This window comes from Exiguobacterium aurantiacum DSM 6208 (assembly GCF_000702585.1).
GTDB lineage: Bacteria > Bacillota > Bacilli > Exiguobacteriales > Exiguobacteriaceae > Exiguobacterium > Exiguobacterium aurantiacum.
This window is the reverse complement of record NZ_JNIQ01000001.1, coordinates 1,391,770-1,404,855: the sequence shown is the minus strand read 5'-3', so window position 1 is coordinate 1,404,855 and position 13,086 is coordinate 1,391,770. Positions and strand designations below refer to the sequence as shown.

The following is a 13,086-nucleotide window of genomic DNA, read 5'->3' as shown; positions in this document are numbered from 1 at the left end:
ACCTACATTCGAACCTCTTTGAATATACCAGACCGTTTTTAAAAAAGCAACGGGTCAAAAAGAAAAAAAGTTTGAAGAAACTCCAAACTTTTTACCATGCCATCTCTTCGATTTTTTCATATACGTTCGCCACGAGTTCCTCCGGCGTCTGCCCGATCACGACTTCACCGTCGACGAGGCAAAACAAGTCGAGGGCACACACACCGCAGTAGCCGGTGCAGCCATATTCCACGACGTCAAGGTCAGGGTCAGACTCGAGCTTGGCACGGGCGATTTGTGAGCCCATCGCTAAGTTCGAGGCACAGAACTCGATGATTGGATTCATCATTTCTTTCACCGTCTTTCTTTCCTTTATTCTAAGGAAAATGGTTCTTCTACGGCAGATTATAACATGATACAGTTAAAGAGTAACAAAGGGGGATTTTTATGCGCAAATTAGTCGTCTTAGGAGGCGGTTACGGGGGAATGCGTGTCATCGAACGTGTGCTCAGCCATCAGCTGAACGACGTGTCGATCACACTCGTCGATCGTCTGCCTTATCATGGGTTAAAAACAGAGTATTATGCATTGGCCGCCGGAACGGTGTCAGACCGTGACATTCGGGTCGACTTCCCGGAAGGAATCGACTACATATACGGCCAAGTGACCGACATCGACACGACAGACAAAATGGTCTTGCTCGCAAGCGGGGAAAAAGTACCGTATGACGACCTCGTCATCGGACTAGGTTGCGAGGACAAATACCACAACGTGCCCGGGGCCGCCGAATTCACGTATAGCATTCAAACGCTTGAAGAATCGCGGAAGACACAACAAGCCATCAACGGCCTCTCACCCGGCTCTGTCGTCTCGATCGTCGGTGCCGGTCTGTCCGGCGTCGAGCTCGCGAGCGAGCTCCGGGAAAGTCGTCCTGACTTGACCGTTCGTCTCTTCGACCGTGGACCATCCGTCTTGTCGTTCTTGTCAAACCGCGTCTCGATGTACGTCCAGTCCTGGTTTGAAGAGCACGGTGTCGACGTCATCAACAACGCCAACATCACGCGCGTCGATGCGGATGGTTTATGGAACCACGAAGAACTCTTCGCCTCGGACATGATCGTCTGGACGGCGGGCATTCAACCGGTCGCGGTCGTCCGTAACCAAGGTTGGGAGCTTGACGCCGGTGGCCGTGTCAAATTGACGCCTCACCATCATGTCCCGGAAGCACCGGACGTCTTCGTCGTCGGGGATAACGCAAGCCTTCCGTACGCACCTTCAGGCCAACTCGCCGAGGCCCAAGCCGAGCAGATCGTCCAAGTGTTGCTCTGCAAATGGAAAGGTGTGGCTTATCCCGACCTTCCTGCCATCAAATTGCGAGGCACGCTCGGTTCACTCGGAAAAAAAGCAGGGTTCGGCGTCTTCATGGGCAAACAATCGCTCACGGGGAAAGTCGCTCGACTGCTCAAGTCGGGCATCTTATGGAAGCATAAAGTCATTAAATAAACGTATGTTCCAACGTGTTGTGCCGATCTCGGCACGACACGTTTTTGTATGGACGCAACCTTTGGCGCTTGAAGACGCGTGTGACAAAAGTCCTGGACCGATATCCCCGATTCCGCATTTTAAATATTCTGAATATTGATACGATTGACATCTACATCCCGATGGAAATACTTGTTACATTATGGACACGGCAAACAACACACGTCACTTCATCGGACTGGTCGGACGTGTCAAAAACGCCTACATAACCTAAAGGGGGAACCACATTGAAGAAGAAAAAACTTTGCAGCACCGTCCTCGCCTCACTACTCGTCTTGTCATCTGCTCCACAACTCGCGGATGCGTCTAGCGACAACGGGAAAGAACGTGTCATCGTCGTATTCAAAGATTCCGCCAAGAAAAACCCGCTCTCGATTCAAGGCATGGAAGTCCGTCAGCAGTACGCCAACATCCCGGCCGCTGCGCTTGAAGTTCCAAAATCCGCTCTGAACGGCTTGAAAAACAACCCGAACATCGCTCATGTCGAAGTCGACCAAACGGTTCAAATCGAGAACCAAACACGAGACTGGGGCATTCCAAAGTTAAAAGCACCGTCCGCGTGGCAAAGTGGATTCACCGGGAAGGGCGTCAAAATCTCCGTCGTCGATACCGGCATTTCAGCTCACCCTGACTTGACGATTTCCGGGGGTGCCTCGTTCAGTAGTGTGACGAGCTCATATGCCGACGACAACGGTCACGGGACCCACGTTGCCGGGATTATCGCCGCTCGCAACAACAGTATCGGCACGGTCGGAATCGCCCACGAAGCGAGCATCTATGCCGTCAAAGCGCTCGAAGCGAACGGTAGCGGTAGCTTGTCGAGCATCATCGCCGGAATCGACTGGTCGATCTCGAACCAAATGGATATCATCAACTTGAGTCTCGGGACGACGAGCCACTCGTCAACGCTTCAACAAGTCGTCGACCGAGCCAACAACGCCGGTATTCTCGTCGTCGCCGCTGCCGGGAACAACGGGCGCGCCGACGGTTCAGGCGACCTCGTCAACTACCCGGCTCGTTACAGCTCAGCGATCGCGGTCGCAGCGACAGACATTAACGACAACCGTGCCTCGTTCTCAGCGACAGGTAGCACGGTCGAAGTCGCGGCACCAGGGGTGAACATCAACTCGACGCTCTACAATGGCGGCTACGGTCCATTGAGTGGTACATCGATGGCGACACCTTACGTCGCCGGTAACTTGGCGCTCATGAAACAAGCGTATCCATCACTTTCAGCATCTCAGCTCCGCACACGCTTGTCGCAAGACGTCATCGACCTCGGTCCAACCGGGCGCGACACATGGTTCGGTAACGGGCTCGTTCAAGCTCCAGGCTCTGGCGGCACGTCTCAACCAGTCCAGGCGCTCTCGACGACAGTCACGACGTCAAAAGCAACGTACAATGCCGGCGAACAAGTTTCCATCTCATCAACGGTTCGTAATGCGAACGGTCAAGCTGTCGCCAACGCGGACGTCCGCGTGACGGTCACACAACCGAACGGCTCGACATTGACGGGTACAGGTAAGACGGCTTCGAACGGTTCGATCACGTTCACGCTCTCGACGACGTCTTCTTCACAGAAAGGGACGTATCAAGTGAAATCGGACGCGACGCTCTCTGGCTACACAGCCGGGTCGGCAACGACGTCATTCCAGCTTCGCTAACTAAAAAGAGTCGGATGAGTCCAGTGGACTCGTCCGACTCTTCTTATTTTTGTTCGATGGCCGCATACACTTTTCGGAGTTGGACGACCCCTTCGTCCACGACTTCGCCATCCAACAGAACGAGCGGATAAAACCACTCATCTTGTTTGATCGCCTCCGCGATCTCATCATCGACCGTCTCAAAATCGATATATTCGAACTCGAAACGGTGCTCCGGATATTTACGCCCGAGCGCGCTCTGCAACCATTCATACGTCTCCGTAGAACTCGGTGCCCCGACACAACTCGCGCACTGGACTTCAGCGCCATACACGGTGATTTTCATCTCCATCCCCCCCTCTTCTTTCCTATTATACAAAATCAAGAGTGCCATCGTCATAAAACGCTCAGCGTTAATGATTGAGAAACAATCTCAAACTTGCTAGAATGAAAGAGAACCAGAAAGGGGTAGATACCATGGAAATGTTCGATCAAGTCCAAGAAGTACTCGATAAATTACGCCCGTTCTTGCTTCGCGACGGCGGTGACGTTGAACTCGTAGATGTAGAAGAAGGCATCGTCAAGCTTCGATTGATGGGCGCTTGCGGCAGTTGTCCGTCTTCAACAATCACGTTGAAAGCCGGGATTGAGCGCGCGCTCATCGAAGAAGTACCTGGCATCGTCGAAGTTGAACAAGTATTCTAATTAGAAAAGGGAGACACGTGTCATCCCTTTTTTTCGTGTATCCATTCATCCAAGCTCTCGACCATATAGGTTGGGAGCTTTTCTTGTTCTTGGATGAACGCCGGCCCGTGCACGCCTGAATTGACGTGGAGCGTCCGGATTCCTCCGTTGATGCCGAACAAGATGTCGGTATGGTAGTTATCCCCGACCATGACGACCTCGTCTTTCTTGAGGCCAATCATCTCTAAAGCGATATCGACCATGACCGGCTCCGGTTTGCCGATAAAGAACGGATCTTTTTCGGTCGTGACGGCTAGCACCGAAGTGAGCGCCCCGTTCCCTGGTAAGAAGCCTCGTTCTGTCGGAATGGCGATGTCCCCGTTCGTCGAAATAAAGCGCGCCCCGTTGCGGATAGCCAACGCCCCTTTTGCCAGTTTCTCGTACGTGATATGGCGGTCGAGCCCGATGACGACGTAATCCGCTTTCGGTTCATCCGTCACCGTAAAGCCACGCTCTTCAAGCGCGAGACGAAGCCCGTCTTCCCCGATCATATAAATCGTCGCTTTCGGTGTCATCTTCTCAATATAACGCGCTGTCGCCATCGCACTCGTCAACACGTGTTCAGGCGTCACATGCACGCCCATCTTCACGAGCTTATCGGCCACTTGTCCAGGTGTCATCGAAGCGTTGTTCGTCACAAACAAGTACGGGAACCCCGTCGCCTCAAGCCGATTCACGAAGTCGACCGCCGCTTTGATCGGTTCGGTCCCTGCGTACATCGTTCCATCTAAGTCAAATAAGTATCCTTTAACCGTTTCCATCCAATCACTCACTTTCTGGTAAAAATGCCGACACAGGCCCAAGCTCGACCTCTACATAGCGACGAACTTGTTCCGGAAATTTAGCGAACGTTTCTTTGTTATCAGTTGCCCACGCGTCAAAGCGTGACGAATTTGACGTCACAAACTCCCGGACGTAATAGGCACGGAGCAAGACGAGCTCTTTCGCGGCCCGCGCCGTCTCCTCGTCGAGCACCCGCTCATCGAGCAAGATGTCTACGATATCTTCGTAACTTCCCGGGTCTCGCATAATGAAGCCATCAATCATCGAGTTTCCGACGTCAATCACGCCTTCCATCAGATGGACGGCGAGACGCTGTTTCGCAAGTTCGACCGTGAACGCGTCCCCTTCGAGCTTGTCAATTCGCTCGAGCATCGATTCCATATGGACGAGTGTCGCATTGATTTTTTCTCTGTTAACAAAATACATCGTGATCCCCCCTGCCCCCTATCATAAGCCTTTTTTTGATGAGAGAAAAGAAACTCTCCTATTTACATCATTTATTTCATTGTGATACACTAATCAACGGATTAACGTTGCAAAAAGTATAACACATTAAAAATAGATCACGTGGAGGGTACAACACTATGGAACGAGAATTAGCGTTAGACATCGTACGGGCAACCGAGGCGGCAGCACTTGCCTCATCAAAATGGATCGGTCGCGGTCAAAAGAACGAGGCCGATGATGCGGCAACGTCCGCGATGCGAGAAGTGCTCGGCACGGTCAACATGGATGCGACGGTCGTCATTGGTGAAGGTGAGCTCGACGAGGCGCCGATGCTTTATATCGGTGAACGTCTCGGTACGACGTTCGGTCCTGAAGTCGATATCGCCGTCGACCCGCTCGAAGGCACATCGATTGTCGCCAAAGGGCTCGGGGACGCGATGGTCGTCATCGCTGTCGCTGATAAAGGCGCCCTCCTCCACGCGCCTGATATGTATATGGATAAACTCGTCGTCGGACCGAACTTGAAAGGGAAAGTCTCTCTCGACGAGCCACTCGAGTCGATCATCGAGAAAGCCGCCCTCTATAACGGGAAACGCATCGAGGAAGTGACGGTCATCATGCAGGATCGGGACCGTCATGAGCATTTACGCCAAGCCGCCATTAAAATGGGCGCTCGCGTCAAATTGTTCGAAGACGGTGACGTATCAGCCGGAATCGCCGCTGCCGTCAAATCGAACCCGATCGACATCTTCATCTCGACGGGCGGCGCACCGGAAGGCGTCATCACGGCAGCCGCCGTCAAAGCGCTCGGCGGTGACATGCAAGCTCGTCTTCACCCGATGAACGAAGAAGAGACGGCACGCGTCATCTCGATGGGCATCGAAGACCCGCTTCAACTGCTCACACTCGACGATCTCGTCAAGAGCGACGACTGCATCTTCGCGGCGACAGGTGTCACGACGGGTGAGCTGCTCGACGGTGTCAAGTTCTTGACGGACGATATTGTCGAGACGACATCACTCGTCATGCGCTCGAAGACGAAGACGATTCGCAAAGTCGTCGCCGAGCATACGCTCTCGCTTAAACCATATTTACAGAAACAGCCGGTGAACGTCTGATTGATATTCGCTGAACTGAAGCCTGAATGTTCGACACTTGATAAAAGGTGCGCATTCAGGTTTTTTTGTGTTCGAATCGATATAAGCGATGGAATCTAAAAAAATGACCCCGGAGCAAACGCCGGGGCCAACTGATGACTACATCATCGATACGACAATCGATTTGGTTAAGAGGAGCTTTGAATCGCTCGATATTACTTACGACCCTGTATTTCGGTCACCAATCACAATCGTTGCATCTTGGTCTGTCTTTATCTCCTGCTTACTTAAAAGCAAAGCTGATACGAAAGCGGTAATCGGAATGGCAAGCACGAGACCGATGCTCCCGGCAAGCGTCCTCAGGATTTCTACACTATAAACCTCCATATGAATCAATTCTCCGAAAGGATACTCGTAGGCATTCATCAATAAAAGAATTGGGAGGGAGGCGCCTACGTAAGCTAAGATCAACGTATTCGCCATCGTACCCATGATGTCTCCGCCTACGTTCATTCCTGACTTGAACAAGTCTTTATAAGACGCCTTCTGGTTATTACGTTTCACTTCCTCAAGTGATGAAGCAATCGAAATCGCGACATCCATGACAGCGCCAAGCGCTCCAATGATGATCCCAGCAAGCAACAGGCCAGAAAGGTCGATCGAATTTTCCGAATCGAGCATCCCGAGCATGATTTCTTCTTCCCCATGAAAACCGGACATTTTCATCAGACTCATGAAAATAAAGGAAATCAAAGCCGCCGCGCCCAATCCGCCCACGGTTCCGGCAATCGCAGCAAGCGTTTTCCGAGAAATTCCGCTCACAATCACGAAAGTCAGCGTCGTGACAATCGCGCCTGTAATGAGTACGAGCAAGACCGGATCATAGCCTTCCAACAAATAAGGAATCATAAACTTGAAGAGAATAAAGACAGTCAACCCTAACGTAATCACAGACTTAAGGCCTTTCACCTTGCCAAAGAAGAGCAACAGCGCGATGAACAACCCACCTAGAATATAGGTTGGAACGTCTCTCGTATATCCGATCGGATAAGCCCGGGTGATCTCCCCATTTTCAATTTGAAGCCCGACGGTAATGCGGTCACCTTCTTCAAACCAGAAGTTGCTGTTCGCAAAATACGTATCGACGTAATTGAAACCTTCGACCTCGATTTCCTGGCCTTTATATTCTCCAGATAAAATCTCGACATTCAATAGTTGAAATTCTCTTTCTTCTTGTGTGATTTCCTCAATTTCTGTTCTTTCCTCAATGACTTCCAGAACACGGGCGGTTGTGTTGACGGTATTTGGCATCTCATACATCATTTCCTCTTCGCCAGGGTTCATCGGCGGTGGCGTATAGCTTGCAAGGGCAGTCGAAGGAACGATTAGAAACGTGAATATAATGAGCGTGATTAATCGAAGCATGGTGTTAATTTCTCCTTTGTGCGAGTTCAAGCTGACAGACAATGAGAACCTATTATAACAAAGGAGTACGACTATTCGTGTCGCGCCTCCATTTTAAAATTATTTTGTAACATAAGGATGATTGACGCTGACTTACTACCTCCTGTGTTCCTCCGCTCATTTCCAAGCGCTTGGAAATGATCCATCCACTACAAAAAGCGACCGCCCCTTAATTATAAGGGACAGTCGCTTTCATCATATTATGCGTTTACAGATTTAGAATCCTGTCGGGGCATCCGTTGAATGGTCGGTCATATATTGCGGTTCTGGTCGCTGATCTTGCTGAATCGAATCGTAGAACGTCGCATACGCCGTCGAGAAGTACGGATAGATGAACAAGAAACCGATCCCGAGCGTCAAAATCCCGACGAAGAACCAACCGATGAACGACAAGACGAGCTTGAACGCTTGCATCTTGTGGCCGTCCATCAACCGACGAGACTCCGTGATCGCTTCGAGTGCCGAAAGTTCCGGCTCGTCACGCATGATGTAATACGTGAGCGAGTACGAGAACGCTTTAATGATTCCTGGAATTATTAAAAGCAACGACCAGAGGAAGATGAAAATCCCCATGAGGAGCGGTGCCAGAACGTGCTTCACGTAACCGTTCCGGAACGGTTCAAACAGTTGCGAGATGGCCGGCTTGTCGCCACGTGATACCGACAGGACGATCCAAGACCATCCGAGTGTGAGCGGTGCGATCAAGATTGTGAGCAAAAGTGACAAGAGTGTCAGTGATGTTTCCGTCGCCGTAGGTGCCACTTCTGGGTCCACCGTCGGGGCGAACGTCTGCGGGATCGCGTTCAAGACGGTGAAGACGATCAAAATCCCGGCAAGAAGCCACCATTTCCCTTTTAACATGTGTCGTGCGTGTTGTTTCCATTGTGCTGTCATATGTTCCACCCTTTTTTTATCAGTCTTTTCTTAGTGTACGTGAAAACAATGAAAAAGTTTCAGGAAAATGCGAAAAAAGGGAAAAGGTTTTTCCCTTTCCCTTCAGTACATCACGTTGCCTAAGAAAAATTGCGACATCGATAAGATCAATAAGAGCACCCCGACGGCAACCGCCGCGAGCGACGTGGCCTTGAATAAACGAGTTCTTAAAAATGCATGTCGGTATTCGAAGCGACGGATGAACAAGACGTGCGTTAATTCAAATAAAAGGACTGCGGCTGTAAAGTAAAAGGTCATGATGCTTCCTAGTCCGAAAAACAGCATCGTCAATAGCCCTAACCCTAAGTTGTGAATCCGGTTATGGACGTCGTCACGATCACCGACAGTCGTCACTTGTGCGTGTTGCATCCGATCACCTCTCTCTTACCACCCAAACGCAAAAATCATCTTATAGATAAGTTATCACAATTTATAGACGCCTAAACCTGTCACACCGTCTTTTCACGTAAACGAAACACTTTGGAAAAGATTGTAACAAAAAAGCGCCGATGTCATCAGCGCGTCATGTTTCAGGGGTAGTTTCTGCTTCCCCGGTCTTCTTAAATTTCCGTTTCAGTTTGAGCGGTTGTTTCGTCCCACCGAACACCGGTCCATCTTCCGATTCATCAATCTCGGTCTCTTTCTTCAAGACGAAGAACGGGCAACCAAAATTGCAGTATTCGTACACGTAGTCCATCACATGGTCGATTCGATTATCGTACGTGGCGAACTTCGATTTCGCCTCATAGAAGCCTTTCAAGCGAAGCTGTCCGTGTCCCCAATCGCCGACGATATAATCATACTTATCGAGCACATCGCTATAGCGCGCGATGAACGCCTCCTCGTCAAATCCGTCTCGTTTTTCTTCGATAACGGTATAGCCGTGGCGATTCACTCTAATCATGTCTCACACCTCCACTCTCCTATCATATCATGAGGTCCGACTCATCGCCTCACCCTTTTCGAATCGTGTCACGGCGCTTGATCGTCTCGCGCAGGACGTCACGTAACAGCTCGGGCATGAAATAGCGTTTCGGCTGGTCCGCCAAATAAGGGAGCAACGGCCCAAACGTGAACATATCGACCGTGGCGATACGATACGTCTGTTGCGGGTCGATATATTCTCCGCCGAGTAACCAGTCCCCCTGATTAGACGCGACGTTATGAAGCGTCGGCTGACCGAGGACGGTGCCGCGAAAGCCGAGGCCGCGCACATGCATCGTCGTGAACGAAGTTTCGTGCACGTCGTCTAAAAAGCGTATGAGCGTGTCACCGTCAAGCGTCAACAGGCAAGGGTTGATGGGATGGGGGCAAATGCGGTGCAACATATTGAGCGTCACCGCACCGGGTGCCAACCGATCGAGCAAGACGCCCGACGGGACGATGCTCGCATCGGCCGCACACCAGTCGGCAAGGCCGTCCGCCAACAAATCCGCGATCGGAGAAGGACCGAACCAATCCGATGCATAACCTGGCGTATGTGCGATCGTCACGTCAAGCAACCGCTCCGCCGCTTCATACTCCGTTTGCAGCACTTCTGCCGTCGTCTCATCTGGCTGACGCTCCGATAACTCATGGAGCGTCGCCCGCTTGTCGAACACTCGCCCCGCTTCGACCGTGAGCGTCACTTCTCCGACGTACTGGCCGTATTTCCCGGCCTGGGCAATCAACACACCGTTTTTTAAGACGCCGTCATCGAGCACGTGATGCGTATGCGCCCCGAGAATGACGTCTAGCTGCGGGAACGCATCGGCCAGCCGTTCGTCAGCGTAGAACCCGAGGTGGCTCAACGCGATGAGGACGTCACAGTCCGAAAGTTGATCGAGGGCACGAGCCGTCGCCTCTAGGGGCGATTCTATTTGCCAACCGAGTTCGGGATAAAGCTCCTCATAAGGCGCCGTCACCCCGAACAGCCCGACCTTTAATCCCGCCCTTTCGACGACGAGCGTCTCTGTCACCCAATCCGGGCGACTCCCATCTTCGTCATAAACGTTCGCGAGTAATACCGGGAACGTCGCGTCCTCGTAGAGCGTATCGAGCCATTCGTGCGGGAATGTGATCCCTTCGTTGTTGCCGATCGTCACTGCCGTCGGCTGCAAACGATTGAGCAGACGGACGTTCACTTGCCCGCGCGTCACTTCCGTCGCCGGATGGGTCCGGTCGGCGTGATCGCCGAGGTCGAACACGAGCGACGCTTCATCCCGTCGTTCATTTAAAAAAGAGACGAGTTGAGGCCACGTATGAAATTTAGAATGCAAGTCATTGTAATGAAAAATTGAAATCGTACGCACGGCCATCCCCTCTTCCTAAAACAAGCTGATTTGACTCGGGGCGAGCTCATACTCGGCACCGAGAATCTCAATCAAGCGTTTCGCATTCGGCACAGCGTCGCCGGCCGAGTTGTTGTTGAAATAGACGTACACGTCGTCTGCGTCTGCGTCGACTTGACGGAGAGCCGTCGCTAGTTCCTGCAGTTCTTGTTCGCTATAGCGATACAGACAGCGGACGTGTCGCCATTCTTGACTCGTCATCCCCGGCTTCCGGAGCCAACCGGCCGTGTTGCGCCCATGAAGGCGGACGACCGCGACAGATGGATGGGTCACGACCGGAATGAACGGGATACTGCTTTCTTTCGTCTGCGGTTCGTCACAAATCGTATTGATGAATCGTTGTTCCGTCAAAAAAGCGAGTGTCCGGTCGCGAAACGCTTCCGAGAACCACGTCGGGTTCCGGAACTCGATGGCGATGTCGTAATCTTTTAGCTCCGACCGAATCGTCCGTAAATAATCAAGATGCGGTTTCGACACGTCAAACCATGGCGGAAGTTGAACGAGCACGGCCCGTAGTTTCCCCGCCTGCTTCAACGGCTCGACAGACGTCTTATATCGTTCAAACAGTTCTGCGAGCGGCAGTTTCGGTTCGCGGTCGTGACCGCTCATTTCCCTGGAAACTTTAACGACGAACTGGAACGTGGACGGCGTCTCATCGTTCCATTTCTCGTAATTTTTCACAGGCTGTATGGCGTAAAACGAGGAATCGATCTCCACAGTCGGGAAATGACCCGCGTACGTCGCCAGTTTATGTTTTCGTTCTTCCGGGGTCGTATAGAGGAGATCGTGGTCTCCCCACCCCGTCACACCGACATAAATCATCCCGGTCCCTCCTTCATTCACTGTTCGTATGTGGCCACGCGTTTCCGTTTCGTCCAGTTCAGCGTCCCGCCGAACGTGATGAGCAATAAGACAAGCCCCATGATGAACGGGTACCGCATATCGATGTCGAACGCGATCCCGGCGAGTGTCGGCCCGATGATGTTCCCGATACTCATATAGGCGTTGTTCATCCCCATCGCGAACCCTTGCTCTTTGTCAGCCATTTTTGAGACGAGCGTGTTAAGCACCGGCCGAAGAATGGACGTCGACAAGAAGATGATAAGTGTGACCACGAAGAAGATGGCGTATGATCCCGCGAAAAGCGAGAAAAAGAAACCGAACGCCGCGAGCATGATAAAGATGAGCACGACTTTGATTTCCCCGAACAACGTGACGAGCCGATCAACCGCGAACAGTTGCACGATGACACTGACGATGCCGGTCCCTGTGATCATGACGGCGATTTGTTGCGGCGTCGCACTGAACGTCTCACTGACGAACAGACCGAGCACCGACTCGTACGCCATGAGCCCGAACGCCATGACCAAGTTGATGACGAGGACGAAGAAATATGGTTTCTTCGTCGAAGAGATCAGCTGGCGTGGCAGCGATTCGTTATTAGATTTGATTGGCATGACTTCACGATCCGGTTCTTTCAATAGAATGACCGACGAGATGACAGCGACGAACGAGACGATCGCTGACAACAACAGCGGCGCTTTTAAGCCGAACTCGGCGAAGAAGCCGCCAATTCCCGGACCGATGACGATACCGAGCGACATTGCCGCGGAAATATAACTGTTCCCTTTCGCCCGTTGCTTGAGCGTCGTGATGTCCGCCACGTAGGCGAAAATTGCCGGAATGAGCAGCGCGGCCCCGACACCGCCGATTGCCCGAGAAATAAGTAAGACGGTCAAGTTATCCGATAAGTAAAACACGCCCATCGAGACGGTAAAACCGATGAGCCCCGCAATGATCATCGGCCGTCGTCCATACACATCCGCCCATTTCCCCGCCACCGGTGACATGAGCAACTGGGCACCGGCGAACACGGAAATCATCAATCCAGCGGCCGTTCCGCCTTCCCCGATCATCTTCAAATAATCGGGAATGATCGGAATGATAATCCCGAATCCGGCCACAGCGATGAACATGTTCAACATGAGGATCGCCAATTGTTTATTTTGTTTTCTGGTCAACGTATGTCACTTCCTTTTCATCTATTCATTTTACTTGTAGATGAAGGGTATGGGCAAACGATAAGACAACAAAAAAACCATCCTTGACCAGAGGATGGGTGCT

15 protein-coding genes are annotated in these 13,086 nt (G+C 51.8%); 4 read left to right on the top strand and 11 right to left on the bottom strand.

Annotated elements, in window-relative coordinates; all coding sequences use genetic code 11:
• Positions 1-91 precede the first annotated feature (91 nt).
• Positions 92-328, bottom strand: coding sequence for a YuzB family protein (locus tag P398_RS0107475; protein ID WP_024372562.1), 237 nt, complete (start codon positions 326-328; stop codon positions 92-94).
• A 98-nt stretch (positions 329-426) separates the two neighbouring features.
• Between P398_RS0107475 and P398_RS0107470 the strand changes: the two genes are divergently transcribed.
• Both P398_RS0107470 and P398_RS0107465 read left to right on the top strand, forming a co-directional pair.
• Positions 427-1,482 carry an NAD(P)/FAD-dependent oxidoreductase gene (locus P398_RS0107470; RefSeq protein ID WP_029334648.1) on the top strand — a complete coding sequence of 352 codons (1,056 nt, stop codon included), beginning with the start codon at positions 427-429 and terminating at the stop codon, positions 1,480-1,482.
• 266 nt (positions 1,483-1,748) lie between these two features.
• Positions 1,749-3,185 carry a S8 family serine peptidase gene (locus tag P398_RS0107465; RefSeq protein WP_029334647.1) on the top strand — a complete coding sequence of 479 codons (1,437 nt, stop codon included), beginning with the start codon at positions 1,749-1,751 and terminating at the stop codon, positions 3,183-3,185.
• Between the two features lie 43 nt (positions 3,186-3,228).
• Here P398_RS0107465 and P398_RS0107460 read toward each other — a convergent pair whose 3' ends face one another.
• Positions 3,229-3,510 carry a YuzD family protein gene (locus P398_RS0107460; protein ID WP_034799392.1) on the bottom strand — a complete coding sequence of 94 codons (282 nt, stop codon included), beginning with the start codon at positions 3,508-3,510 and terminating at the stop codon, positions 3,229-3,231.
• Between the two features lie 101 nt (positions 3,511-3,611).
• Here P398_RS0107460 and P398_RS0107455 point away from each other — a divergent pair, with 101 nt between their 5' ends.
• Positions 3,612-3,869, top strand: coding sequence for a NifU family protein (locus P398_RS0107455; protein WP_228617585.1), 258 nt, complete (start codon positions 3,612-3,614; stop codon positions 3,867-3,869).
• A gap of 20 nt (positions 3,870-3,889) precedes the next feature.
• Here the strand turns inward: P398_RS0107455 and P398_RS0107450 are convergent, their stop codons facing one another.
• Positions 3,890-4,669 (bottom strand): TIGR01457 family HAD-type hydrolase, encoded by a 780-nt coding sequence (locus P398_RS0107450; protein ID WP_029334645.1) that lies wholly within the window; start codon positions 4,667-4,669, stop codon positions 3,890-3,892.
• A gap of 4 nt (positions 4,670-4,673) precedes the next feature.
• Positions 4,674-5,117 carry a DUF86 domain-containing protein gene (locus P398_RS0107445; protein WP_029334644.1) on the bottom strand — a complete coding sequence of 148 codons (444 nt, stop codon included), beginning with the start codon at positions 5,115-5,117 and terminating at the stop codon, positions 4,674-4,676.
• 158 nt (positions 5,118-5,275) lie between these two features.
• Between P398_RS0107445 and glpX the strand changes: the two genes are divergently transcribed.
• Positions 5,276-6,256 (top strand): class II fructose-bisphosphatase, encoded by a 981-nt coding sequence (glpX, locus tag P398_RS0107440; RefSeq protein WP_029334643.1) that lies wholly within the window; start codon positions 5,276-5,278, stop codon positions 6,254-6,256.
• Between the two features lie 198 nt (positions 6,257-6,454).
• Here glpX and P398_RS16100 read toward each other — a convergent pair whose 3' ends face one another.
• The 7 genes from P398_RS16100 to P398_RS0107405 form a co-directional block, all read right to left on the bottom strand.
• On the bottom strand, positions 6,455-7,660 hold the full coding sequence (locus P398_RS16100; RefSeq protein WP_051638890.1) for a YibE/F family protein: 1,206 nt from the start codon (positions 7,658-7,660) through the stop codon (positions 6,455-6,457).
• 255 nt (positions 7,661-7,915) lie between these two features.
• On the bottom strand, positions 7,916-8,593 hold the full coding sequence (locus P398_RS0107430) for a DUF975 family protein (protein WP_029334641.1): 678 nt from the start codon (positions 8,591-8,593) through the stop codon (positions 7,916-7,918).
• A 102-nt stretch (positions 8,594-8,695) separates the two neighbouring features.
• Positions 8,696-9,001 (bottom strand): hypothetical protein, encoded by a 306-nt coding sequence (locus P398_RS0107425; RefSeq protein WP_024372268.1) that lies wholly within the window; start codon positions 8,999-9,001, stop codon positions 8,696-8,698.
• Between the two features lie 154 nt (positions 9,002-9,155).
• Positions 9,156-9,536: a YutD family protein gene (locus P398_RS0107420; protein ID WP_024372269.1), complete on the bottom strand. Its 381-nt coding sequence runs from the start codon at positions 9,534-9,536 to the stop codon at positions 9,156-9,158.
• A gap of 49 nt (positions 9,537-9,585) precedes the next feature.
• Positions 9,586-10,929 carry a bifunctional metallophosphatase/5'-nucleotidase gene (locus P398_RS0107415; protein WP_029334640.1) on the bottom strand — a complete coding sequence of 448 codons (1,344 nt, stop codon included), beginning with the start codon at positions 10,927-10,929 and terminating at the stop codon, positions 9,586-9,588.
• 9 nt (positions 10,930-10,938) lie between these two features.
• Complete coding sequence (locus P398_RS0107410) at positions 10,939-11,784, bottom strand: DUF72 domain-containing protein (RefSeq protein ID WP_029334639.1); 846 nt, start codon at positions 11,782-11,784, stop codon at positions 10,939-10,941.
• 17 nt (positions 11,785-11,801) lie between these two features.
• Positions 11,802-12,983 (bottom strand): MFS transporter, encoded by a 1,182-nt coding sequence (locus P398_RS0107405; RefSeq protein ID WP_029334638.1) that lies wholly within the window; start codon positions 12,981-12,983, stop codon positions 11,802-11,804.
• Positions 12,984-13,086 lie beyond the last annotated feature (103 nt).

Bases quoted from the DNA above. Each gene is read 5' to 3' on its own strand.
- P398_RS0107470 (WP_029334648.1), top strand. From the start codon at position 427: ATGCGCAAATTAGTCGTCTTAGGAGGCGGTTACGGGGGAATGCGTGTC.
- P398_RS0107425 (WP_024372268.1), bottom strand. From the start codon at position 9,001: ATGCAACACGCACAAGTGACGACTGTCGGTGATCGTGACGACGTCCAT.
- P398_RS0107455 (WP_228617585.1), top strand. From the start codon at position 3,612: ATGAAAGAGAACCAGAAAGGGGTAGATACCATGGAAATGTTCGATCAA.
- P398_RS0107420 (WP_024372269.1), bottom strand. From the start codon at position 9,536: ATGATTAGAGTGAATCGCCACGGCTATACCGTTATCGAAGAAAAACGA.
- P398_RS16100 (WP_051638890.1), bottom strand. From the start codon at position 7,660: ATGCTTCGATTAATCACGCTCATTATATTCACGTTTCTAATCGTTCCT.
- P398_RS0107475 (WP_024372562.1), bottom strand. From the start codon at position 328: ATGATGAATCCAATCATCGAGTTCTGTGCCTCGAACTTAGCGATGGGC.
- glpX (WP_029334643.1), top strand. From the start codon at position 5,276: ATGGAACGAGAATTAGCGTTAGACATCGTACGGGCAACCGAGGCGGCA.
- P398_RS0107415 (WP_029334640.1), bottom strand. From the start codon at position 10,929: ATGGCCGTGCGTACGATTTCAATTTTTCATTACAATGACTTGCATTCT.
- P398_RS0107410 (WP_029334639.1), bottom strand. From the start codon at position 11,784: ATGATTTATGTCGGTGTGACGGGGTGGGGAGACCACGATCTCCTCTAT.
- P398_RS0107445 (WP_029334644.1), bottom strand. From the start codon at position 5,117: ATGTATTTTGTTAACAGAGAAAAAATCAATGCGACACTCGTCCATATG.
- P398_RS0107460 (WP_034799392.1), bottom strand. From the start codon at position 3,510: ATGAAAATCACCGTGTATGGCGCTGAAGTCCAGTGCGCGAGTTGTGTC.
- P398_RS0107450 (WP_029334645.1), bottom strand. From the start codon at position 4,669: ATGGAAACGGTTAAAGGATACTTATTTGACTTAGATGGAACGATGTAC.
- P398_RS0107430 (WP_029334641.1), bottom strand. From the start codon at position 8,593: ATGACAGCACAATGGAAACAACACGCACGACACATGTTAAAAGGGAAA.